The sequence below is a fragment of the Streptomyces sp. 1-11 genome (assembly GCF_007176755.1).
Taxonomy (GTDB): Bacteria; Actinomycetota; Actinomycetes; order Streptomycetales; family Streptomycetaceae; genus Streptomyces.
In genome coordinates this window covers 340623-361778 of sequence record NZ_BJTV01000008.1, presented here as the reverse complement: position 1 = coordinate 361778, position 21156 = coordinate 340623, and the positions used below count along the sequence as shown (strand labels likewise).

Here is a 21156-nt window from a genome sequence, read left to right as displayed (position 1 = left end):
GGCCGCGTACCCGGCACGTCTGTCCCGGCCGTAGGAGGGCGCCCCGAGTACCGCAGCCGTGGTACCCGGGATTCGCTGCGGGAGGACGACGCGCGAGGGGCTGTCGCTGGGCGAAGGTGGGATCACGAACGGAGGTCTCACCATGAACGAACGCTTCCGCCAGAACAGTGGTCACGACCGGACGACGGTGGCGGCCCGCCAGGAGCACGACTGCCTCGCGGCCGTGGCGCCGCAGCTCTCCCTCCTGCGCCGTTCCCTGACCGCCGGCGCCTCCCGCGACCAGCGCGGCCGCCTTGTCGGCGGCTATGTGCCGCCCCGCCGTCGCCGGCCGACTCCGGGGACCGAGCGGCTCACGCTGCCCCAGTGGGTCAGCCGGACCGCGAGCGTCTGCTGACGCCGGCCCCGAGCCGCGACCCGCACCGCCGCGTGCGGGGCCCGGCTCAGCCGCGCCCGGTGCCGTCCGCCCGGTCCCGGCACGCCGGCGGCTCGTCGGCGGTGATGACGAGAGCGGCCTGGTCGTCCTCCACGTTGGCGCCGGCCACGTAGCGGCGGACGTCCTCGGCCACCGCCTCGACGATGTCCGCCGCGCCCGGCCGGCGCGGCACGGAGGCCAGTGCCTTGGCCAGCCGTACTTCGCCGTACTGCTCGCTCTCCTCGGTCCGGCACTCGGTGATGCCGTCGGTGTAGAGGAACAGGCTCTCACCGGGGCGGAGGGTGAAGCGGCGGGCGGCGAGTCTGGGCGGGATGCCGATGCCCAGCAGCCCGCCGGGCGCCTCCACCGTGTCGACCCTGTGGTCGGTGTCCAGCAGCAGGGGCAGCGTGTGGCCGGCCCGGACGAGGTGGACGGCGAGTCCGTCGGCGGTGGGTGCGAGGTGGCCGTGCACGAGGGTGACGAAGCCGTTGTTCTGGTGGGCGTAGCGGTCGTTCAGCGCCTTGTCGACGGCTTTGACGACGTCGACGGGGTCGTCGAGCAGCGGGGCGACCGCGCGCGCCGTGTGGCGGACCAGCGCGGTCGTGGTGGCCGCCTTGGCGCCGCGCCCGCAGACGTCGCCGAGGATGAACGCCCAGCTCCCGTCGCCGCGGGGGAAGACGTCGTAGAAGTCGCCGCCGATCTCCAGTCCCTCACCGGCCGGATGGTAGAACGCGGCCAGCCGGGCGCCGGGTATCTCGGGCAGGTCGGGCAGCAGCAGGCCGGTCTGCAGGTCGCGGGCGAGGGCCGCGCTCTGCTCGTACTGGCGGGCGTTGCGGGCGGCCGAGGCGGCACGGCGGGCCAGCTCCTCCGCCAGGGCGACCCGATGACCGTCGAAGGGGTGCGCGTCGGTGGCCAGCAGGGTCAGCGCGCCGAACGGCCGCCCGCGGTCCAGGAGGGGTACGCAGACGTAGCCGGTGACGTCGAGTTCCCGCCAGGGCCCCGGGCCGGTCGGGGTGCGCCGGGCCACTTCGGTCAGTCCCGAGGCCAGGACCCGTGCGACGGCGTCGTCCTCGTCGTCGCGGGCCGGGACGTGGGCGGCGAGCAGGGCGCGCGCGTCGTCGGCCGGGGCCGCGGCCGCCACCCGGTGGACGCGCCCGGACTCCAGGACGTCGACCGCGGCCAGCGGCGCCAGCACCGGACTGGACAGGGTGGCCAGACGCTGGAGCACCTGCCTCTCGTCCAGCTGCCCGGACAGGGCGGTGCTGGCGGCCAGCAGGAAGGCGAGGTCGTCGCGGGCCGCCTTCTCCCGGGCGTCGGCCGCCAGCCGGGCCTGTTCCGCGCGGTGCCGCTCGATGGCGAGCGCCGCGGTGTCGGCGATGACCCGGGCCAGCGCCAGGTCGGTGTCCTGCGGGGCCCTTGGTGTGCGGTGGTACATCGCGAAGGTGCCCAGGAGCTGCTCGTCGCGGCCGAGGATCGGCGTCGACCAGCACGCCGCGAGTCCGGCCCGGCCGGCCAGGCCGCGGAACTCGTCCCACAGGGGGTCGGCGGCGATGTCGGTGACGATCACGGTCCGGCGCCGGTGCCCGGCGGTGCCGCACGAGCCCATGCCTTCGCCGGTGGCGATGCCGTCGATGGCCCGGTTGTAGAAGTCGGGCAGGCTGGGGGCGGCGCCGTGGCGCAGGTGACGGCCGTCCTCGTCGGCCAGCAGGACGGAGACGATCACCTCGGGCGACAGTTCCTCGATCGACCTGCACATGCCGTCCAGCACGTCCGAGAGCGGCGCCTGGCGGGCTATCTGCTCCAGCAGGGCGCGCTGCTCGGCGGCCAGGCGCCGGGCGTGCTTGACGTGGGTGGTCTCCACTCCGATCATCCGCACCCCGATGACGTTGCCGCCGGCGTCGCGGCGGGCCTCGTAGGTGAAGTCGAAGTACGCCTCCCGGGCCTCGTCGCCGGGGCCGATGAGGACACGGGCGTCCCGGCCGACGTGCCGCGTGCCCGTCCGGAACACCTGGTCCAGCAGGGCGATGAAGCCCTGGGCGGGCAGCTCGGGCATCAGCTCGGCCAGCGGGACGCCGGTGCGTTCCCGCCGTCCCTCGCCGATAGCCGTGAAGAAGGCCGGGTTGGCGGCCTCCAGGACGTGCGCGGGACCCGCCATGGACGCGAACAGCGCGGTCGAGGTGCCGAACAGCATCGACAGGTCCTCGTCCGTGTCGCGCACCTCCCCGGACCGGCGGACTTCGCTCGTCGAGCTGCGCTCGCGCTCAGCCGTCATCTCGTCCTGCCCTCGCCGAACCGCCTGCCGCGTCTGTCGGTCAGGTCACTGTCTCGCGCGACATCGGTCAGCGCCCTGTCAGGCTCGTATACACCCGAAAGGCCCGGCTTACGCTTCCGAAGCTGAATCCGTGACCCGGTGGCCGGCTGTCCGCTCATGCCAGCGCTACGTGCAGGCGCACGACCAGACCGGCCGGCGGCGTCCGGATCTCCACCAGGTCGCAGAGCTGGTGCATCATCCAGACGCCTCGGCCGCCGTTCGGGGAGAACGGGTCGGGGCGGCGCCGGCCGACGAGCGGGTCCGTCAGCCGTCCCCGGTCCCGTGCCTCGGCGACGACGCTGCCGTCCGCGCGCCACAGGCGCAGGGTGCCTCGTCCGCCGCCGTGCCGCACCGAGTTGCCGGTGGCCTCGTTGACGGCCAGCAGCCAGTCGGTGCGGCGGCGCGGGGCCAGGCCCGCCCGCTCGGCCCAGGCCGCCGCCGCGTCGCGTACGGCTCCGAGGTCCCCCTCCTGGAAGTGCAGGACGACCGGGTCGGCCGGTTCGGGCAGAGGCGCGTCGCAGTCGCGGCAGACCGCGTGCGGGTCCGCGTAGCGCGGGCTGGGCCGGAAGCCGTCGGGGCCGTCGCCGACCGCGGGATGCGTGCGGTGCGCCTGTTCGAGCACGTCCTCGGGCAGGGCGGTGTCGTAGGGGCACAGGATCGCGGCGCGGCGGCCGGAGAACGCCAGGTTCGTCAGCGCCTCGTGGCGGGTGGCCTCCCGTACCTCCGCGGGGGTGCGCCCGGGCCAGACCGGCTCGCTGACGACGGCGGGGTGGCGGTCCGCGTGCCGGTCGCAGAACTGCTGGATCAGCGACAGCAGACGCCCCGGGTTGCGTCCCTCGTGCCGCATATCGGCCCAGGTGACGTCCTGGTGTCCGCCGCCGACGGCGTCCTGGAGCAGTGTGAGGCGTCCGCCGGGGACCGCGACCAGCACAGGACGGCCGCGGGCCGCTTCCGCGCGGACGAAGTCGCCGACTTTCTTCGCGTAGTCGTCGTCGCCGGTGTAGAAGAGGGCAGGGTGGCTGAAGGCGGCGTCGGTCCGGGTGGAGACCGAGGTCTGCCGGGTGCTCGTGGTCACCGTCCGGCCACCTCCAGGCCGTCCCTCAGCTCCGGGAAGAGTGCCAGCATGCGCTCGAGCGCGGGCGGGGCCCCGAGGAGACGCACGGGTATGCCGGAGGGCCGTCTGCGCGCCGCGTCGGCGAGGTCGGCCAGCCCCGCGACGTCGAGATGGTCCAGGACCGACAGGTCGAGCGTGACGCGCTCCGCCGGGGACGCGGCGAGCGCGGCCGCCGTCGAGGAGACGACCCGGCGGCTCTCGTAGCCGGCCGACCCGGCCAGCCGGAACCCGGGCGGCCCGGCCAGAGGCGCCGCCGACAGTTCCCCCCGGCCGGCGGTCCGGGCCGCGCCGGCGCCGGTCCGCGCCAGGTGCGCCCCCGCCAGCACCCGCAGGTCCTGGACGGACAGCAGGCGCCGGTCGTAGAAGCACCACGCCCGCAGGGGCAGCCGCTCGAACACCTCGTGATGGATGCGCAACTCGTACTCCAGCAGGCGCTCGGCGCCCGCTATGTCCCGGGCGCCCCAGGACATCTCACCGATCGCCCGCAGGCCGCGGAATCCCCGCGCGGCGGCGTCGTCGACGGCTTCCCGCCACAGGCCGATCATCGCGTCCGGATCGAAGCGGGCACCGGCCAGGTAGGTCTCGTCGGCGGTCGCCACCATGAGCTGTCCCCGCCGCAGGGCGGCGGCGGCGTCCACGCCCCGGTTCGTGAGGGTACGCGTGACCAGGGCGGGATCGGTGGCGTCCGCGAAGTACTGCACGTGCTCGCCCCCGTCCAGTCCCGCCCGGACGAAGGCCACCAGGTGGTCCGCCCACTCGGCGTCGCTGGAGTAGTCCACCGCGAGATGGCGGTCCGCGGCGGTTTCGCCGCTCACGGGCGGCCATGTGCCGTACATCGGGCCTCCTCCCTCGTGCGACCGGATCGGGATGTGTCAGGAATAAGCGCCACGCAGCCTATCGCAAGGTATTGCCGCCCAGGTCACGGCAGGTACCGCGCGGCTGCCCGACGCCCTCGCGGGGTACCGCGCGGGTGCTCGACGGCCTCGCGGCGGCCTGGGCGGGGGCGTCAGCCGACGGAGCGGGCCTCGCCGGCGGCACGGCCGGCCGGATCGTCCGCGGCCCGCACCGCCAGCGCCTCGGCGACCGTGGCGTGGACGGGGATCAGCTGGGAGATGCCGGTCATGGTGACCATGCGGGCGAGGCGGTCGGGGACGGCGGCGAGGCGCAGCGAGCCGTGCGCCTGCTGCGTCGCGTGCATGAGGTTGATGAGGGTGCTCAGGCCGGTGGAGTCGACGAAGTCGACCTGCGCCAGGTCCAGGACCAGGTTCGGGGCGCCTTCCTGCACGACGGTCAGGGCGTGCTCGCTCAGCGCGGACGCCGTGTGCAGGTCCATGTCCCCGGCGACGGTGACGACGGCGGCGGTGGCGTCGGCGTCGGCGTCGGCGTGCTGAACGGTCACGCGGAGGGTCTCGGTCACGTTGGTCATCACTCCTGGCCGGCGGGCTCGGGTACTGCGGACGCGGGCGGGGCCACAGGGCCCGCCGGGTCACCGTTCATGATGCGCCACGTCTTCCGGGCCGAGGCCGCGGACGGTGACCAGCTCGATGAGGCCCGAGACGGTCAGCACGGGCTCCAGCAGCGGCTTCACGACGAGTTCCAGCCGGTCGGCGTGGGCGAAGAGCACGCTCAGCCCGGCGCTGTCGAGGTACTCCACCTCGGTCAGGTCCAGGACGACGGGCCCGGTGTCCGCGGCGAGGGCCTCGGCCAGGGAGCCGGCGTTGCTCATGTCGATCTCGCCGCTGACCGCGAGCCGGAGGGTGCCCTCGGGGCCCCGGCCGGCGTTGACGACAAGGGGGGTGGTCATCAGGCGATCCTCATCTGCATGTCGACGGTGGTGCCGGCGGGGCCCGGACTGATGGTCACCTGCTGCATCATGGCCCGCATCAGGGCCACGCCCCGGCCGCGGTGCGGGTTGAGCTCCGGCTGGGGGGTCTTCCACCGGCCGCTGTCGGCGACGGTCAGCCGGAGGATGTCGGCGAGGGCCTCGGCGCGCAGCCGCACGCCCTCCCCCGCGTCGTGCCGGTGGCCGTGCTCGATGGCGTTGGCGCACGCCTCCCCGGCGGCGACGAGAACGTTCTGGATGGTGTGGGGCGGGAGGTCGCACTCGTCGAGCCAGGTGCGCAGCGCCTTGCGGACCGGCGCGAGCTGGGAGGACTCGGCGGGGAAGGACATCTCCAGGGGCGCCGGGTGGCGGTAGAGCAGCAGCGCCACGTCGTCGTCGTAGCCGCCGGCCGGCGCGAGCCGGGCCATCACCTCGCTGGCGAGGTCGTCGAGCGGGACGTCGCGGCCATCCTGCACAGCCTTGCTCGCCTGGTCGATCCCCGCGTGGAGCGGGCGCCGGCGGCGCTCCACGAGCCCGTCGGTGTACAGCAGCAGCGTGGCACGCGGGGGCAGGGTGCACGCGGCCTCCGGCCGCTGCCTGCCCGGCCGCACGGCCAGCGGCAGGGAACGGCCCTCCTCCAGCAGCGCGGTGGTGCCGTCGGGGTGCGCGATGATGCCGGGCGGGTGCCCGGCGCTGGAGTAGGTCAGCTCGCCCGTGCCGGGGTCGAGGACGCCGCAGAACACGGTCGTGCACAGGGCGCCCGGCACGCTGGCCGCGAACCGGTCGAGGGCCATCAGGGTCTTCGCCGGGCTGGAGTCCTCCAGCATCAGCGCGCGGCAGGCGCTGCGCAGCTGCCCCATGACGCTGGCCGCCTCCAGGCCCCGTCCGACGCAGTCGCCGACGACGATGCCGATCCGCCCCTTCGGGAGGGCGACGGTGTCGTACCAGTCGCCCCCCACCTCCAGCGGCCGGGTCGCGGGCTCGTAGCGCACCGCGAAGCCGTCGGGGAGCCTGGCCGGACCCAGGATGGCCCGCTGCAGCGCGATGGCGGTCTCCCGCTGCTGGTCGATCTGGTGGGCCCGGACCAGGCCCTGCGCGAGGTGCCCGGCCAGCAGCGACAGCAGCAACTGGTCCTCGGAGCTGAACGGCCGGTCCTCGCCCAGGTCGACCCACAGGGCGAGCGAGCCCTCGGGGTGTTCCAGCAGGACGCCGGCGCCCGTGTCCTCGGCCATCGGGGCCAGCGGTGGCCGGCGGCGCACTTCGGCGAGCGCGTCGCGGCGCCCGGCCGGCAGGTCCTCCCACCGCAGGTCCCCGTCCGTGGCCGTGAGAGCCGGTACGTCGCCGCGTTCGAAGACGGCGGCCACCACCTGCCGGGCACGCCAGATGACCTTGAGTTCGGCGAGGGCCCCGGAGAGCGCCTCGGCCAGACTGGTGGCCCGGGACAGCGAGGTGCTCAGCGCGGCCAGGGCCGTCTCGCGCTGGACGGCGTAGTGCTCGGCGGTGACGTCGCGGAAGGTGCAGACGGTGACCCGGCGACCGGTGTCGGGGTCCTCGGCCTTGTTCCAGGTGACGGCCACCCACAGACGGTGCCCGTCGCGGTGGGTGACGGGCACCGTGCAGGAGCCGCGGGGGCGTTCCAGCAGGTCGGCGAAGGCGTCTCCGACCTGCCGGTGCGCCTCCGGGTCGGCGGCGGCGTCCGGCCACCAAGGGTGGATCGGGGTGTAGGGGAGGTCTTCGGGTCCGTAACCGAGGATGTCGGTGAACGCGGTGTTGATCTCGATGACGGCGCCGGACTCGTCGCAGACGAAGAACGCCTCCTGCAGGGAGTCGATGAGCGCCGCCCGCCAGCGCAGGTGGTGGCCGCGCAGCCGGGCCAGCAGTATGTTCGCGCGCACCCGCGCCAGCAGCTCGGCGGCGACGAACGGCTTGACCAGGTAGTCGTCGGCCCCCGCCTGCAGGCCCTCGATCGACGCCTCCTGCCCGGCCCGGGCCGACAGCAGCAGCACGGGCACCGAGGCCGTGCGCGCGTCCCCGCGGAGCCGCTCCACCAGTTCCAGCCCGTCGAGCCGGGGCATCATCACGTCGCTGATGACGAGGTCGGGCGCGCCGCGGCGCACGGAGTCGAGGGCTTCCACGCCGTCGGTGACGGTGGTGACCTCGTATCCCGCGGCGACGAGGATGCGGGTGAGGTACTCGCGCATGTCGGCGTTGTCGTCGGCCACCAGCACCCGGGCGCCGGCCGTCCGCCCGGGGCCCGGGTCGGCGGCGCCGGCGTCGGTCGGCACCCCGGTGCTCCCCGGGGCGCCCGCGTCGGTGCCCGGCAGCCAGCGCAGGGCCTCCAGGACGTAGGGGTCGGCGTCGGTGGGGAGCACGGCGCCGCCCGGTGCGGCCACCACGGAGTCCGCGGGCAGGTGGGCGGTGCCCAGCGGGATCCGGATGGTGAAGGCGGTGCCTTCGCCCTCGGTGCTGTCGGCCTCGATCTCGCCGCCGTGCAGGCCGACGAGTTCCTGCACCAGGGCGAGGCCGATGCCGCTGCCCTCGTTCGACCGGGAGCGGGTGTTCTCGATGCGGTGGAAGCGTTCGAACAGCCGGGGCATCTCCGCCTCGGGCACACCGATGCCGGTGTCGGCGACGGTGACGACGGCGTGCGCGTCCTCGCCGCGCACGCTGACCCGGATCCCGCCTTCGAAGGTGAACTTCAGCGCGTTGCTGAGCAGGTTGAGGATCACCTTCTCCCACATGCCGAGGTCGACGTGCACCGGCTGGTCCAGGGGCGGACAGTCCACGTCGAAGGTGAGCCCGGCCCGCTCCACGGCCGACCGGAAGACGCTGGCCAGTTCGGCGGTCACCACGGCCAGGTCGACCGGCCCGTAGCGGGCCTGCATCCGCCCCGCCTCGATGCGGGAGAAGTCCAGCAGCGCGTTGACCAGCTTGCCCAGCCGCAGCCCGTTGCGGTGCACGGCGTCGAGGTCCTGCCGCACCTGCTCGTCCGCGTCTCCGAGCCGGCCGCGCAGTTCCTCGAGGGGGCCCATGATCAGGGTCAGCGGGGTGCGGAACTCATGGCTGATGTTGGAGAAGAAGGCGGTCTTGGCGCGGTCCAGCTCGGCCAGTTCCTCGGCACGCCGCTGCTGCGCCTCGTAGTTGCGGGCGCTGCCGATGCCCGAGGCGATGTGTCCCGCGGCCAGCTCGACGAAGCCCCGGTACCCCTCGTCCAGGACGCGGTAGCGGTTGAGGGCCGCGACGAGGAAGCCGTACGGTGCGCTGCCCTGGCGCAGCAGGGGGACGACGAGTGCCTCGACGGGCGGTTCCGGCCAGTCGCCGCGGGGCAGGCCGGTGGCGTCGTCGCCGGCGAGCGGCACGAGCACGGTCTCTCCCCCGAGCAGGGCCGCGGCTGGCCAGACGCCGTCCGTGCCGCCGTCCGGGAGGGTGGCCGGGAGGGTGGCCGGAGCGGCCGGGTGTCCGGCGGGTATCCCGGTCGATCCGGTCAGGCGGGCGGTGTCGCCGTCGAACAGGTAGGTCAGGGTGAAGGGCAGGTCCAGGGGGTTGCGGGCCAGTTGCCGGTCCGCGAAGGCCAGCACCTCCTGCTCGGTGCGGATCACGCTCGGATCGGATCCCAGGTCCCGCAGCGTGGCCATCCGCCGCTCGCCGATCACCCGGTCGGTTTCCTCGCTGACCACGCACAGCATGCCCACCACGGCGCCGTCGTCGTTCCGCAGCGGGCTGTAGGAGAACGTGTGGTACGTCTCCTCGCTGTAGCCGGAGCGTTCCAGGAAGAGCCGCAGGCCCTCGTCCCAGGTCGCCTGGCCGGTGCTGAGCACGGTCCGGATGCGCGGGCCGATGTCGTCCCAGATCTCCGCCCACACCTCGCTCGCGGGCCGTCCCAGCGCCCACGGGTACTTGCGGCCGAGCGTGTCACGCCGGTAGGCGTCGTTGCAGAAGAAGGTCAGCTGCTCGCCCCAGGCCATCCACATGGGGAACCGGGAGGAGAGCAGGATGCTGACGGCCGTCTGCAGGCTCTGCGGCCATTCCCGCGGCGGGCCGAGCGGCGTGGCGCCCCAGTCCACCCGGGCGAGGTCCCCGCCGACCTCGGGGTCGGCGGCGAACAGCTCGTCACCGGCCGCTGTGGTCGGCCTGTCTCCAGCCTCGTCGGCGCGTGACACGCGACACCCTTCCTTTCATGCCGGCCCAGCCCCGTGGCCCTCACCGAAGCCGATGGCGTCCGCGACCGTCCCCTGACCCGTACCCACGCCCGTCTGCCCCGGGATCGCCCCCCGACGCCGTCGTGCGCCTCCCGCCCCCGCGCGAGTGACGGCCCTCACCACTCCGGCCGGTTTCGCGGCGAACACCGCGAACAAACGATCCAGGAAGGCAGGTCGCGCAATCCCGGGCGGTCGGCCGGGGGCTCATAGGATAATCCAGGCCGGTGGGGAAACCCGCGCGGGGAACGCATGGCGACAAAGGGCGCGGGAGCGGGCGTGGTGCTCCTCGTGGGACACGACCGCCGGACGCGATCCTGCCGCCCCGCCGAGGCCGACCCGCCGCACAGGAGACCTGGTGAACGACACAGAGGGCGCTCTCGCCATCAGCATCGACCCCTCCCCCACGGGGGCGGTGGTCATACGCCTGGCCGGTGAGCTGGACCACTACACGGGTCCTGGTTTCCGCCAGGCCGTCGAGGAGGCGCTGCGCGGCACGGGCGTGGGCGTCGTCGCCGACCTGTCGGCGCTGGACTACTGCGACTCCACCGGGATGACGGCGTTCGTCACGGCCTACAGTCAGGCCGAGGCGGCGGGCTCCTCCTTCTCGGTCGCGGCGCTCAGCCCGGCGATGGTCCAGCTCTTCCGCGTGGCCGGACTCGACCAGGTGATCACCTTGCATCCCAGTGTGCAGGTGGCCGTGGACGCGTTGCGCTGACGTCCACCAGGTGATCGTCCGCCCGTTCCGCACCCGCCGGGCGGGCGGGTGCCCGGGCCTTACCCGTCGGTCGGCGAGTAAGGCCCGAGCCGGATCCGGTCGGTTGCCGTCCGGCTCTCCGTGACCTCAGTTCCCGTCCGGCTCTCCGTGACTGCGCACGACCTCCTTGACCTTGGCCAGCGCGAAGCCCCAGCCCTGCTCGACGGTCGGCTTGGCCGGGACGGCGATCTCGTCGGGGTTGGTGAGGACGTCGAGCAGCACCGGGCCCGGATCGTCGAAGGCGCGTCGCACGGCGCCCTCCACGTCCGCGGGGTCCGTCACGCGGATGCCGGTGATGCCCATGGCCTCGGCCACGGCGGCGAAGTCGGGGTTGTCCAGCACCGTGCCGAACTCGGGCAGCCCGGCCTGCTCCTGTTCGAGCTTCACCATGCCCAGCCGGCGGTTGTCGAAGACGACGAGCTTGACGGGGAGCCGGTACGTCTTCAGGGTCATGAGGTCGCCGAGGAGCATGCTCAGTCCGCCGTCGCCGCAGAAGGCGACGACCTGCCGCTCGCGGTCCAGGCACTGGGCGCCCAGGGCCTGGGGCATGGCGTTGGCCATCGAGCCCAGGTTGTACGAGCCGATCAGGCGCCGCTCGCCGCGCATCTCGACGAAGCGGGAGAGCCACACCGTGGCCATGCCCGTGTCGGAGGTGAAGACGGCGTCGTCCGCCGCCGCCCGGTCGACGGCCGCGGCCAGGGCCTCCGGGCGGATGTCGTGCGCCCGGTTGTCCAGCGCGGAGCGGATGCGGCCCACGACGCCCTTGTCGTGCGCGGGGTCGGCCAGCCGGGCCTGACCGGTGCGCCACTTGTCGAAGCGTTCCCGCGCCTTGTCCAGGTGCGAGCGGTCGCGCGCGCCGCCGGACCCGGCGGGCGTGGCGGTCAGGTGGGCCAGGAGGTCGCGCACGGTGGCGCCGGTGTCCCCCACCAGGCCGACCTCGACCGGTACGCGACGTCCGATGTGGGTCGCCTCGGTGTCGACCTGGATCACGGTCCGGCCCTCGGGATACCAGTCCCGGTAGGGGAAGTCCGTGCCGAGCATCAGCAGCGTGTCCGCGTCCTGCAGGGCCTGCGCCGCGGCGGGATTGCCGATCAGGCCCGTCTGACCGACCTGGTAGGGGTTGGCGTCGCCCTCGAAGCCGGCCTTGGCCTTCAGGGTGAGCACCATGGGCGCGGCCAGCCGGTCGGCGAGGGTGAGCACGTCCTGGCGGGCGGCCCGGGCTCCCCGGCCGACGAGGAGGGTGACGCGCTCGGAGCGGTCGAGGAGTTCCGCGGCACGGCGGACGGCTGACTCCTCCGGGCGGCTCACCGGAGCGTTCAGGGAGAACCGGGCCGGCCGGTCGGCGGTCAGTTCGCGCTCGCCCAGGTCGCCCGGCACGGTGAGGACGGCGACGCCCTTGCGGCCCAGCGCGTGGCGCACCGCCGTCTCCAGCATCTGCGGAAGCTGGTCGGGCGAGGTGACGGTGGCGCGGAAGACGGCGACGTCGCTGAAGAGGGCGTCGTTGTCGACCTCCTGGAAGTAGTCGCTGCCGAGTTCGGCGAGCGGCACCTGACCGGCGATGGCCAGGACCGGGGTGTGGCTCTTGGCCGCGTCGTACAGTCCGTTGAGGAGATGCACGGAGCCGGGTCCGACGGTGCCCATGCACACGCCGAGGGTGTCGGTGAGCTGCGACTGGGCGCTCGCGGCGAAGGCGGCCGCCTCCTCGTGCCGGCAGCCCACCCATTCCAGGCCGTCGGTGGTCCGGATGGCGTCCGTGAGGGGGTTGAGCGCGTCTCCGACGACGCCGAACACCTGGCGCACGCCGAGTTCGCTCAGCGCGTCCACGATGACTTGGGCAACGGTACGGGGCACGTGGGTCCTCCAGGTCACACGGTGAAACGGTCGGGGTCGGCGGCCTTCCAGTCGGCCGCCCAGGAAGCCGGCGGCCCGGCGAGCAACTGCCCTGGCTCGAGCCACTCGTAGAGCTCCTCGTAGGAGCGTTCGGTGATGGGGTCGATGCGTCGGCGGAGCATGTGCGGGCGCAGCTCCGCGGGGTCGGTGACCCCCATGGACGCCATGATCTGCAGCGCGCCGGCCACGGTCGCCTCCTGGAAGCGCTGGACGCGCGGCGCCTTGTCCCGCACGTCGAGGGCGCGGGCCCGGCGGGGGTCCTGGGTGGTGACGCCGGTGGGGCAGGTGTTGGTGTGGCACCGCTGCGCCTGGATGCAGCCGACGGCGAACATCATGGCCCGCGCCGCGTTGCCGTAGTCGGCGCCCTGCACCATGCGCTTGACGAGGTCGGTACCGGTGGCGATCTTGCCGCTCGCCCCGATCCTGATCCGGTCGCGCAGGCCGGCGCCGACGAGGGCGTTGTGCACGGTGAGCAGGCCTTCGGTGAGCGGGGTGCCCACGTGGTCGGCGAACTCCAGCGGCGCGGCCCCGGTCCCGCCCTCGGCGCCGTCCACCACGATGAAGTCGGGCGCCGTGCCCTCCTCCAGCATGGCCTTGCACACGGCCAGGAACTGCCGGCGCGAGCCCACGCAGAGCTTGAACCCCGCGGGCTTGCCGCCGGACAGCTCGCGCATGCGGGCGATGAACCGGACGAGTTCACGCGGGGTGGAGAACACCCGGTGGTACGGCGGGGAGACGACCGTGCGCCCCTCGGGCACGTCCCGGACCCGGGCGATCTCGCTGTTCACCTTGGCCCCCGGCAGCACACCGCCGATGCCGGGCTTGGCGCCCTGCGAGAGCTTCAGGGACACGCACTTGACGTGGTCGTGCGCGGCCTTGTCGGCGAACTCGGCCGGGTCGAAGTCGCCGTCGCGGGTACGGCAGCCGAAGTACCCGGTGCCGATCTCCCACACGAGGTCGCCCCCCGGCCGCAGGTGGTACTCCGACAGCCCGCCCTCGCCGGTGTCGTGGGCGAAGCCCCCTGCCGCGGCACCGCCGTTGAGAGCCAGGACCGCGTTGGCGGACAGGGAGCCGAAACTCATCGCCGAGACGTTCAGCAGGGCCATGTCGTACGGGCGGGCGCAGTCCGGGCCGCCGATCCGTACCCGCGGCGGCGACTCGGGCACCGGGCACGGCGCCATCGACGGCACCAGGAACTCGTAACCGGGCTCGTACACGTCCCGTTCGGTGCCGAACGGCTCCTCCGCGTCCGTGCCCTTGGCGCGCTCGTAGACGATGCTGCGCACGTCCCGGTCGAAGGGGCGGCCGTCGTAGTTCCGCTCGATGAAGTACTGCTGCAGCTCCGGGCGTATGCGCTCCATGAGGAAGCGGGCATGGCCGAGGACCGGGTAGTTGCGCAGCACCGAGTGCCGGCGCTGCACCAGGTCCCAGGCGCCCAGCAGCCCCAGCAGGACCGACGGCACGGCGGCGAGCAGCCACCAGGGCGAGAGCCAGACCGATGCCAGGGAGGCGAGCACACCCGCGACGAGGGTCAGGGCGACGATTGCTATGCGTGTCACCACCTGCTCGTTGCCGTGTGATCGCGCTTCAGTCCTGCGGCCGCGTCAAGAACCTCCCAAGCACCGTCGTGCCGCCGTGTGGGCGCGGCTGGGACGATGTCCGGGTGAACTACTTCTCGTACGCGGGCGACGGTCCCGGCCGGGACGGGCGGCGGCCTCAGGAGCCCCGTCCGGCCGAGCCCGGCCGGTGGCCGAAGCTGGAGGCCGCGCTCGCCGTGGTCAACCGCGACCTGGTGGCGACCCTGCCGGGCCAGGACGCGCTGATCCTGATGGTCGACCCGCCTTCACGGCCCGCGCCCCCGGGCGGGGTCGACCGGGGTCAGGTCTACGTGGCGATGCCCGACGGCCGTTGGCACGGCAACCCGGTGAACGCCGTCGACCTGGAGGAGGGCGATCCGCCGGAGCCGGACGACGCCGAGACGGTCCTGGCCGTGGTCGCGGACGCGGCGCAGTCGACCGTCATGGAGCTGCTCTGGCAGGTGTGGCCGGTCTGCCAGGAGCACAGGACCGGCGTGCACCCGCGTCCCGCGGGGACCGGCGGCGACTGGGACTGGGACGGGACGGACGCCGCCGGCCCGACGGTGTGGTGGTGCCGTGGCGGCCGGGACGGCACCTGCCACGACGTCGCCCCGGTGGGCGAGTTGGCCGCCACCCTGCCGGGAAAGCTGCGGCGCGCGCTGCGGCGCGCCGAGCGCGGACGGGGCGGCCGGCCGGCGGGCGGCGGTCCGCGGCAGCCGTGAGCGGGTCCCCGTCCGGGGCGCGGGGCGCCGCGTCCGGACGGGGCGGGTGAGCGAGCCGGCCGAAGGCCTGGTTCGTCGGGCTCACCGGTGGGTCACGCGGTGCTGGGGGACGGTTCCGGTTCGGGCCGCGACGTCTGGTCTCGGCGGGGAAGCAGCAGCGGGCTGGCCAGGATGAGCAGTCCGGCGACCGCGAGCGCGGTGCGTGGGCCGGTGGCGTCGGCGAGCAGCCCGCACAGCGCGGTGAGGACCGCGATGGACGCCTGCTGGCCGATCGACCAGGCCGCCAGGGTGCGGGCGACGAGGTGCCTGGGTGTGCGTTCCAGGCGGTAGGTGGCGAGCACCGGGGTGTAGAGGCTCATGTTGACGATGATCGCCAGTTCGACGGCCATCACGGTGAGCAGGCCGACGACGCCGGGACGGACGAAGACCAGGCCGATCAGCCAGACGGCGCGCAGGGTGCCGACGGTCCGGAAGACCCGGTGCCGGCCGTGGCGGGCCACGACACGGCCGGCCAGCCGCGAACCGACGAGTCCGCCGAGACAGGGGGCGGCGAAGGCGAGCCCGTACTGCCAGGGCGGGAATCCCAGCCGGCTCAGCAGGAGCACGGCCAGGACCGGTTCGGTGGCCATGATCAGACCGGAGACGAGCATGTTGTTGAGGTAGAGCGCCCGCAGTGCGGGATCGCACATGATGTGACGCCAGCCGTCCAGCACGGCGCCCGCCCGGACCGGGCCTTCGCCGGCCGGCCGCGGCGCCGCCTCCTCGCGGCCCCGGATCGCGGCGATGCCCAGCGCGGAGAGCAGGTAGCTGACCGCGTCGGCCACCACGGTGGTGACCGGCCCGAACAGACCGATGGCGGCTCCGCCGAGGGGTGGTCCGACCGCGATGGAGCTCCAGTTCGTGGACTCGAACCGCGCGTTGGCCACGAGCAGGTCGTCCGGCCGCACGAGCGTCTTCAGGAAGGCCCCGCTCGCCGCGTTGAACGCGATCTTGGCGGCGGCGGTCAGGGCCGACACCACGAGCAGCTGGATGAAGCCGAGCCTGCCGAAGGCGTAGGCGAGCGGGATCGTCGCCATGACCGCGAACCTGGTCAGGTCCATCGCGATCATGACGGGGCGCTTGCGCCGGAACTCCACCCACGGCGCGAGCGGCACCGCGATCAGCGCGCCCACGGCGGGTCCCACGGCGGACAGCGCGGACACCTCCGCGGGGCCGGCGTGCACCACCAGCACGGCGATCAGGGGCAGCGCCCCGAACCCCAGCCCGGACCCGTACGCGCTCACCGCGTACGCCGACCACAGCCAGCCGAACGGCCGGCCCAGCCGTCTCCTGCCCATCATGTTCAGCGCGCCCCTCTGGTCCCACCGGAACAAACCGACGTTGCCCGAGGGAGCTAAACGTCAGGCCCCGCGCCAGGTCAAACAACCGCATCGGCGCCCTGCCACAACCATCCGTTGTGGACTAGGCTGGCGGCCGTGGATCTCGGGGCCGTACGCACCTTCGTCGCCGTCGCGGAGGCGGGCCAGTTCCAGAAGGCCGCCGCCGATCTGTCGATCACCCAGCAGGCCGTCTCCAAGCGGGTCGCCGCGCTGGAGCGCGAGCTCGGCGTGCGGCTGTTCACCCGCGTGCCGCGCGGCGCCGAGCTGACCATCGACGGGCGGGCGTTCCTGCCGCACGCGCGTGAGCTGCTGCGCGTCGCCGAGCGCGCGGTCACGTCCGTGCGCGCCGGCCGCCGTCCCCTGCGCGTCGACGTGATCAACTCACGCGGCGCGGCGTCGGGCCTGATGCGCGGCTTCCACCGCGCGTACCCCGAGGTCGACCTGGACGTGCTGATGCTGGTCGAGATCGAGACCGCCGTCGCCGCCGTCCGGTCCGGTGCGATCGACGCGTCCTTCCGCGCCGTCGCCATGCCCGGCCGGCCCCTGCCCGAGGACCTGGAGTCCGTCCGCGTGGTCGACGAGCCGCTCCAGCTCCTCACCGGTCCCGCCCACGCGCTGGCGGACGTCCGCTCGGTGAGCGTCGCCCAGCTCGCCGGGCACCGGATCTGGATGCCCGGCCTCACTCCCGGCACCGAGTGGGCCGCCTACTACGACGACCTCGTCGCCGAGTTCGGCCTCACCGTCGAGGCGACCGGACCCAACTTCGGCTCCGACGCCCTGCTGGACACCATCGCCGACACCCCGGGCCTGGCCACCTTCATGGGTGAGCACACCCGCCTCATCTGGCCCGCCGGCCACGGCCTGCGCCGTATTCCGGTGACCGACCCGGCGCCCGTCTACCCGCACTCGCTCATCTGGCGCCGCGACAACCCGCACCCGGCGCTGGCCACCCTCCGCGCGCACCTGGCCGCCGCGACGGCCGGGCACGACGCCGCCGGGACCTGGCGGCCGGACTGGGTGGCCCCGCACTGACCCCGTCGAGGGACGGGACCGGCGGTCGCCGACGGAGGAACGGCGGTGGGCGGAGCCCTGTCCGGGCTCCGCCCACCGCCGGCACCGCACCCTCTACTTCTTCTTGCGGGCCTGTGTGACTCCGAAGACGATGAAGGCCACGATGGCGATCCCGAACAGGACCCAGAGAGGAATACCGTCGAGTCCCTTGTAGGCCAGTGACGTTTCAGCGGAAGGTCGCACGAGATCTCCTTCGTCGGGGTGCGGGACCGTAGGGGGCGGAATCAGCTTGTGGCGTCTTCGTAGGCCGCGTCCGTGGCCTCACCGACCGCCATGCCGCCGACGGCGCAGGGGATCGCCCCGGCTCCGCCGGTCAGGTACGTGCAGCCGGCGGTGAACACCTTGTCAGCGGTGAAGCTGAGCGCGGTTCCGGCGGCCGCCTGGTAGTCACCGGTGGCCAGCTGGCCGGCGAACTGCCCGACGGCGATGGCGTCCCCCGCCTTGCCGACGGTGTCCATCACGCCGCTCAGGCTGAGGGTGCCGGCCGGGTCGATGCGGTTGACGGGGTCGCCCTCTGCGTAGAGGTAGGGGTTCTGTTCCTGGCCGGAGGGGTCGGGCTGGGTGAAGCGGCCGACGTTGGCGTCGTAGTAGCGGGCCTGGAGGTGGTACAGGCCGGTGGGGTCCTGGTAGTTGCCGGCGAAGCGGTACGGCTGGGCGACCGGTTCGGAGGACTGGGCCAGGATGCGCACGCCGCGGGGGCTGTAGGTGTAGGTGTCGACCTTGTTTCCGTCGACGTCCACCAGGCCGATCACGGAGCCGATGGCGTCGGTGAGGTAGTAGTACGTCTTGCCCCCGGTGGTCATGGAGTTCAGGGTGCCCCCGGGTTCGCGGTTGAAGCCCATGTCCACACCGGCCGTCGACTTCGCGGACAGGCCGAGGGGGCCGTTGTGGAAGTAGGTGTCACCGAGGCGGATGCGCTCGCTCTGGTCGGTGGAGCCGTACTGCCCGCCGTACGTCTTGCCGTTCACCGTGATCGACGACATCTGGGAGTAGTCGGTCCAGTTCTCGCCGGTGCGGGTGTAGTCGTCGGTGGAGGCGCCGGCGGTCTCGTTGCCGATGGCGTCGTAGGACCAGCTTCCGCTGGTGCTGGACTTGGCGGTGAGCTCCTGGGCGTCGTTGTAGGTGTACGTGGTGCCGCGCGGGCAGCCCTGGTCGGTGCCCTGGGAGGTGAGGTTGCCGGCCAGGTCGTAGCAGTACTGCCAGGAGTCGGCGATCGTGCCGTTCTTCTCCTCCTTGGCGTAGGAGAAGCGGCCCGCGCCGTCGTAGGAGTAGGTGCGCTTCAGCCCGCTGACGCCGTCCGTGCTGGTGCGGATCTTGGTGCCGTCGGTGGCGGCATTGGTGCCGTAGCCGTAGGTGTAGCCGAGGTCGACCAGGGTGCCCTGGTCGGAGGTCACCTTGATGGCCTTCGGGCGGCTGGAGTCGTCGACGTCGACCTTCTGCACCGTACCGCCGGGGTAGGTGGTGGAGACGCGGACGTCGTTGTTGTTGTACGCGTACTCGGTCACCGCGCCCTGCGGGTCCTTCAGGTCGGTGAGCTTGTTGACCTCGTTCCAGGTGTAGTCGACTTTGCCGGCCGGGTCCTGGTAGTAGTCCACGTTGCCGGCCGCCGTATAGGCGATCAGGGTCTGGGAGCCGTCCTGGAGGTGGCGGACCGTCTCGCGCTGCAGCGGGTCGAACTCGTACTTCACCGTGCCCGTGCCGTCGGAGCGCTGGACCAGGTTGCCGTCGCCGTCGTACCAGTAGCGGACGGTGTCGTTGGTGGAGGAGACGGTCTTGACGCGGTCGAGGTTGTCGTAGACGTACACGGTCTTGATGCCGCGCGCGTCGGTGACGGTCTCGGTGCGGCCGAGGAAGTCGTAGGTGTAGGTCGTCCTGCCCAGCGGCGCCGGGGCCTTGGCCCAGTCCAGGTTGCCCTTGGAGTCGTAGTGGAAGTCGGTGGTGACCGTCTTCGTCGACGTCATCTTCGTCTTCTGCGCGCAGCGCTGGCCCTCGAAGCCGCCGCAGGTCGGGGTGGCGGGGTTGTAGTCGTAGGAGACGTTGCCGCCGCCGGTGCCGGTCTGGGCGACCGAGGTGGTGTTGCCGGCCGTGTCGTAGGTGAAGCTCGTCTTCTCGCCGTCGGCGTTGGTGGAGTCCTTCGGAACGTCGCCGCCGGCGATGGTCTGCCAGGAGTTGACCGTCTTGCCGCCCGTGGGCATGGTGACGGACTCCAGGTTGTTGCGGGAGTTGAACCCGTAGTCGGTGACCTTGCCCGGGGTGGTTCCCGAGCCCATCGCGTCGGTGGCGGTGTCGATGTTGTGGTTGGCGTCGAACTTCGTCGACCGCTTGTGGCCCAGGGCGTCGGTGACGTCGGTGACCTGGCCGTCGCCGTCGTGCTGGTACTTCGTCGCGTGCAGCTCCGGGTCCTTGGCCGTGGTCGTGCCGGCCGCCGTCGGGGAGGTGGCGCTGTAGGCGTAGGTCCAGGTGGGCCCGGTGTGGCCGTTGCTGTCGAAGCCGGTTCCGCGCAGCATGCTGGTGACCCGGTCGGCGTCGTCGTAGGTGAAGACCGTCACCCGGCCCTCACTGGTGCTGATCTTGCTGACCCGGTCGGAGGAGTCGTACGAGAACAGGGTGGTCCCGCCCTCGGCGTCCGTGGTGTGGTCGATGTTGCCGGCGGCGTCGAGGCCGTATCCGGTGCTGCGGCCCGTGTTGTCCTTGGCCTGCCACAGCGTGTCGTTGACCTTGGTCACGTCGATCCAGCGACCCGAGCGGGTCTCGCTGAGCTTGAAGCCGCCGTCGCTGTGCTGGGTGACGGTGATCGTGCCGTGGTTGCGGTCAGTGACCTTCGTCAGCGTCCCCGCCGCGTCGTAGGTCTCCTTCGAGCCGGACTTCCACTTCGTCAGCGTGTAGGTGCCGTCGGAGTTCTTCTTCAGGTCCTCGGAGTAGCCCTTGGGGGTGGTGAAGGAGCCGTCGCTGTTCTTCGTGAAGCGCACCGTCGCACCCGAGGCGTCGTAGAGGACCACCTCACCGCTGAACACCGACAGATAGCGCTCGTACTGCTGCCACCAGCGCTGCGAGACACGGCCGTAGGGGGCGTCCAGCGAGTTGTACGTCCGCGCCAGCCGCAGGCGCTGGCCGACGCCGGCGATGTCGAAGTCCGTCGCCGTCAGCATCAGGTTGCCGGTGGAGTAGTCGATCTTCGCCGTCAGCGCGTCGGTGATGGCGAAGCTGGTGTAGCGGTGCCAGGGCACGCTGCCCTGGCCTTCCGGGACGAAGACCGCCAGCGACGCCCCCGCGGCGGCACCGGCGGACTTCTGCTTGTTCGGAGCGCCTGAAGCCGCACCCTTGGCGTGGGCGCGCTGCTCGCGCTGCCACGGGGCGTAGGCGGCGTCGGTCGGGTGCTTCGACGGTTCGGACTTGACGGGGCGGTTCGGACCGACCTTCACCGCCGGCATCGCGAAGTGCGGACTGCCCTTCCCCCAGGCCGACTTGGGCTTCGCCTCGGCCGCGGTGGCGGAGGCCGAGGGCAGTACGGACAGGGCCAGTGCGGCCGATGCGACGATCGCGGCACCGATGGTGCCGGTCGTTCTCCTGCGGCCACCGCGAACGGGCATGCCGAAGGGACGTGTGCGCATGACTTCCCCCCACAGGAAGACTGAGGCCGGCGACCCCACTGGTCACCGGGCGCACACAACCTGACACGGGAATCGCACAAGCGGCCGAGCCGTGCCCTTACATCTGATCACCATGCGGGCAGGAATCAGTCCCTCCTCATCTTCGCGAACAAAGGGAAACGGAGGGGCGAATGGCCTCGAAGCGAGGCCCTGGACGGGTCACCGCGGCGCCCGAAGCTGATCAAGGATGGCCGAAAGGTTTTCGCACAACAACAGTTGAGCCTTGGACCGACGAAGATCGGGCAAGGGTACGTC

Annotated in this window: 15 protein-coding genes; 4 read left to right on the top strand and 11 right to left on the bottom strand. The window is 72.7% G+C overall.

Annotated elements, in window-relative coordinates; genetic code table 11:
- Positions 1 to 142: 142 nt before the first annotated feature.
- Positions 143 to 394 (top strand): hypothetical protein, encoded by a 252-nt coding sequence (locus TNCT1_RS19990; protein WP_143633950.1) that lies wholly within the window; start codon positions 143 to 145, stop codon positions 392 to 394.
- A gap of 46 nt (positions 395 to 440) precedes the next feature.
- Here the strand turns inward: TNCT1_RS19990 and TNCT1_RS19980 are convergent, their stop codons facing one another.
- The 6 genes from TNCT1_RS19980 to TNCT1_RS19955 all read right to left on the bottom strand — a co-directional run bounded on the left by TNCT1_RS19980 (position 441) and on the right by TNCT1_RS19955 (position 9819).
- Positions 441 to 2684, bottom strand: coding sequence for a SpoIIE family protein phosphatase (locus TNCT1_RS19980; protein WP_235902744.1), 2244 nt, complete (start codon positions 2682 to 2684; stop codon positions 441 to 443).
- Between the two features lie 154 nt (positions 2685 to 2838).
- Positions 2839 to 3798, bottom strand: a complete 960-nt coding sequence (locus TNCT1_RS19975) for an anti-sigma factor RsbA family regulatory protein (protein WP_143633946.1) — start codon at positions 3796 to 3798, stop codon at positions 2839 to 2841.
- A complete protein-coding gene (locus TNCT1_RS19970) occupies positions 3795 to 4652 on the bottom strand; it encodes an MEDS domain-containing protein (RefSeq protein ID WP_235902742.1) in 858 nt (285 codons plus the stop codon). Before TNCT1_RS19970 ends, TNCT1_RS19975 begins: the two co-directional genes overlap by 4 nt.
- Before the next feature lie 191 nt (positions 4653 to 4843).
- Complete coding sequence (locus TNCT1_RS19965) at positions 4844 to 5263, bottom strand: STAS domain-containing protein (RefSeq protein ID WP_143633943.1); 420 nt, start codon at positions 5261 to 5263, stop codon at positions 4844 to 4846.
- Between the two features lie 60 nt (positions 5264 to 5323).
- Positions 5324 to 5641 carry an STAS domain-containing protein gene (locus TNCT1_RS19960; protein WP_143633940.1) on the bottom strand — a complete coding sequence of 106 codons (318 nt, stop codon included), beginning with the start codon at positions 5639 to 5641 and terminating at the stop codon, positions 5324 to 5326.
- Positions 5641 to 9819 carry a SpoIIE family protein phosphatase gene (locus TNCT1_RS19955; RefSeq protein WP_235902740.1) on the bottom strand — a complete coding sequence of 1393 codons (4179 nt, stop codon included), beginning with the start codon at positions 9817 to 9819 and terminating at the stop codon, positions 5641 to 5643. The genes TNCT1_RS19960 and TNCT1_RS19955 overlap by 1 nt, the downstream gene beginning before the upstream one ends.
- Before the next feature lie 394 nt (positions 9820 to 10213).
- Between TNCT1_RS19955 and TNCT1_RS35585 the strand changes: the two genes are divergently transcribed.
- The gene (locus TNCT1_RS35585) at positions 10214 to 10573 is read left to right on the top strand and encodes an STAS domain-containing protein (protein WP_160160412.1); all 360 of its coding nucleotides are present in this window, start codon (positions 10214 to 10216) and stop codon (positions 10571 to 10573) included.
- Between the two features lie 126 nt (positions 10574 to 10699).
- Here TNCT1_RS35585 and TNCT1_RS19945 read toward each other — a convergent pair whose 3' ends face one another.
- Both TNCT1_RS19945 and TNCT1_RS19940 read right to left on the bottom strand, forming a co-directional pair.
- Complete coding sequence (locus tag TNCT1_RS19945; RefSeq protein WP_143633936.1) at positions 10700 to 12463, bottom strand: thiamine pyrophosphate-dependent enzyme; 1764 nt, start codon at positions 12461 to 12463, stop codon at positions 10700 to 10702.
- Positions 12464 to 12477: 14 nt separating this feature from the next.
- Positions 12478 to 14061 carry an FMN-binding glutamate synthase family protein gene (locus TNCT1_RS19940; protein ID WP_143633934.1) on the bottom strand — a complete coding sequence of 528 codons (1584 nt, stop codon included), beginning with the start codon at positions 14059 to 14061 and terminating at the stop codon, positions 12478 to 12480.
- 104 nt (positions 14062 to 14165) lie between these two features.
- Here TNCT1_RS19940 and TNCT1_RS19935 point away from each other — a divergent pair, with 104 nt between their 5' ends.
- On the top strand, positions 14166 to 14801 hold the full coding sequence (locus tag TNCT1_RS19935; RefSeq protein ID WP_143633932.1) for a hypothetical protein: 636 nt from the start codon (positions 14166 to 14168) through the stop codon (positions 14799 to 14801).
- A gap of 92 nt (positions 14802 to 14893) precedes the next feature.
- Here TNCT1_RS19935 and TNCT1_RS19930 read toward each other — a convergent pair whose 3' ends face one another.
- A complete protein-coding gene (locus TNCT1_RS19930) occupies positions 14894 to 16141 on the bottom strand; it encodes an MFS transporter (RefSeq protein WP_174266361.1) in 1248 nt (415 codons plus the stop codon).
- A gap of 135 nt (positions 16142 to 16276) precedes the next feature.
- Between TNCT1_RS19930 and TNCT1_RS19925 the strand changes: the two genes are divergently transcribed.
- On the top strand, positions 16277 to 17212 hold the full coding sequence (locus tag TNCT1_RS19925; RefSeq protein ID WP_143633930.1) for a LysR family transcriptional regulator: 936 nt from the start codon (positions 16277 to 16279) through the stop codon (positions 17210 to 17212).
- 93 nt (positions 17213 to 17305) lie between these two features.
- On the opposite strand, the gene TNCT1_RS36680 is transcribed toward TNCT1_RS19925, so the two are convergent.
- Entirely contained in the window at positions 17306 to 17434 is a 129-nt protein-coding gene (locus TNCT1_RS36680; RefSeq protein WP_268894178.1) for a hypothetical protein, read from the bottom strand.
- A gap of 41 nt (positions 17435 to 17475) precedes the next feature.
- Positions 17476 to 20862 carry an RHS repeat-associated core domain-containing protein gene (locus TNCT1_RS19920; RefSeq protein WP_373920487.1) on the bottom strand — a complete coding sequence of 1129 codons (3387 nt, stop codon included), beginning with the start codon at positions 20860 to 20862 and terminating at the stop codon, positions 17476 to 17478.
- Positions 20863 to 21156 lie beyond the last annotated feature (294 nt).

What these genes read in the sequence shown, in the direction of transcription:
- TNCT1_RS19990 (WP_143633950.1), top strand. Translation starts at nt 143, where the DNA reads ATGAACGAACGCTTCCGCCAGAACAGTGGTCACGACCGGACGACGGTG.
- TNCT1_RS19980 (WP_235902744.1), bottom strand. Translation starts at nt 2,684, where the DNA reads ATGACGGCTGAGCGCGAGCGCAGCTCGACGAGCGAAGTCCGCCGGTCC.
- TNCT1_RS19965 (WP_143633943.1), bottom strand. Translation starts at nt 5,263, where the DNA reads ATGACCAACGTGACCGAGACCCTCCGCGTGACCGTTCAGCACGCCGAC.
- TNCT1_RS19960 (WP_143633940.1), bottom strand. Translation starts at nt 5,641, where the DNA reads ATGACCACCCCCCTTGTCGTCAACGCCGGCCGGGGCCCCGAGGGCACC.
- TNCT1_RS19930 (WP_174266361.1), bottom strand. Translation starts at nt 16,141, where the DNA reads ATGATGGGCAGGAGACGGCTGGGCCGGCCGTTCGGCTGGCTGTGGTCG.
- TNCT1_RS19920 (WP_373920487.1), bottom strand. Translation starts at nt 20,862, where the DNA reads ATGCGCACACGTCCCTTCGGCATGCCCGTTCGCGGTGGCCGCAGGAGA.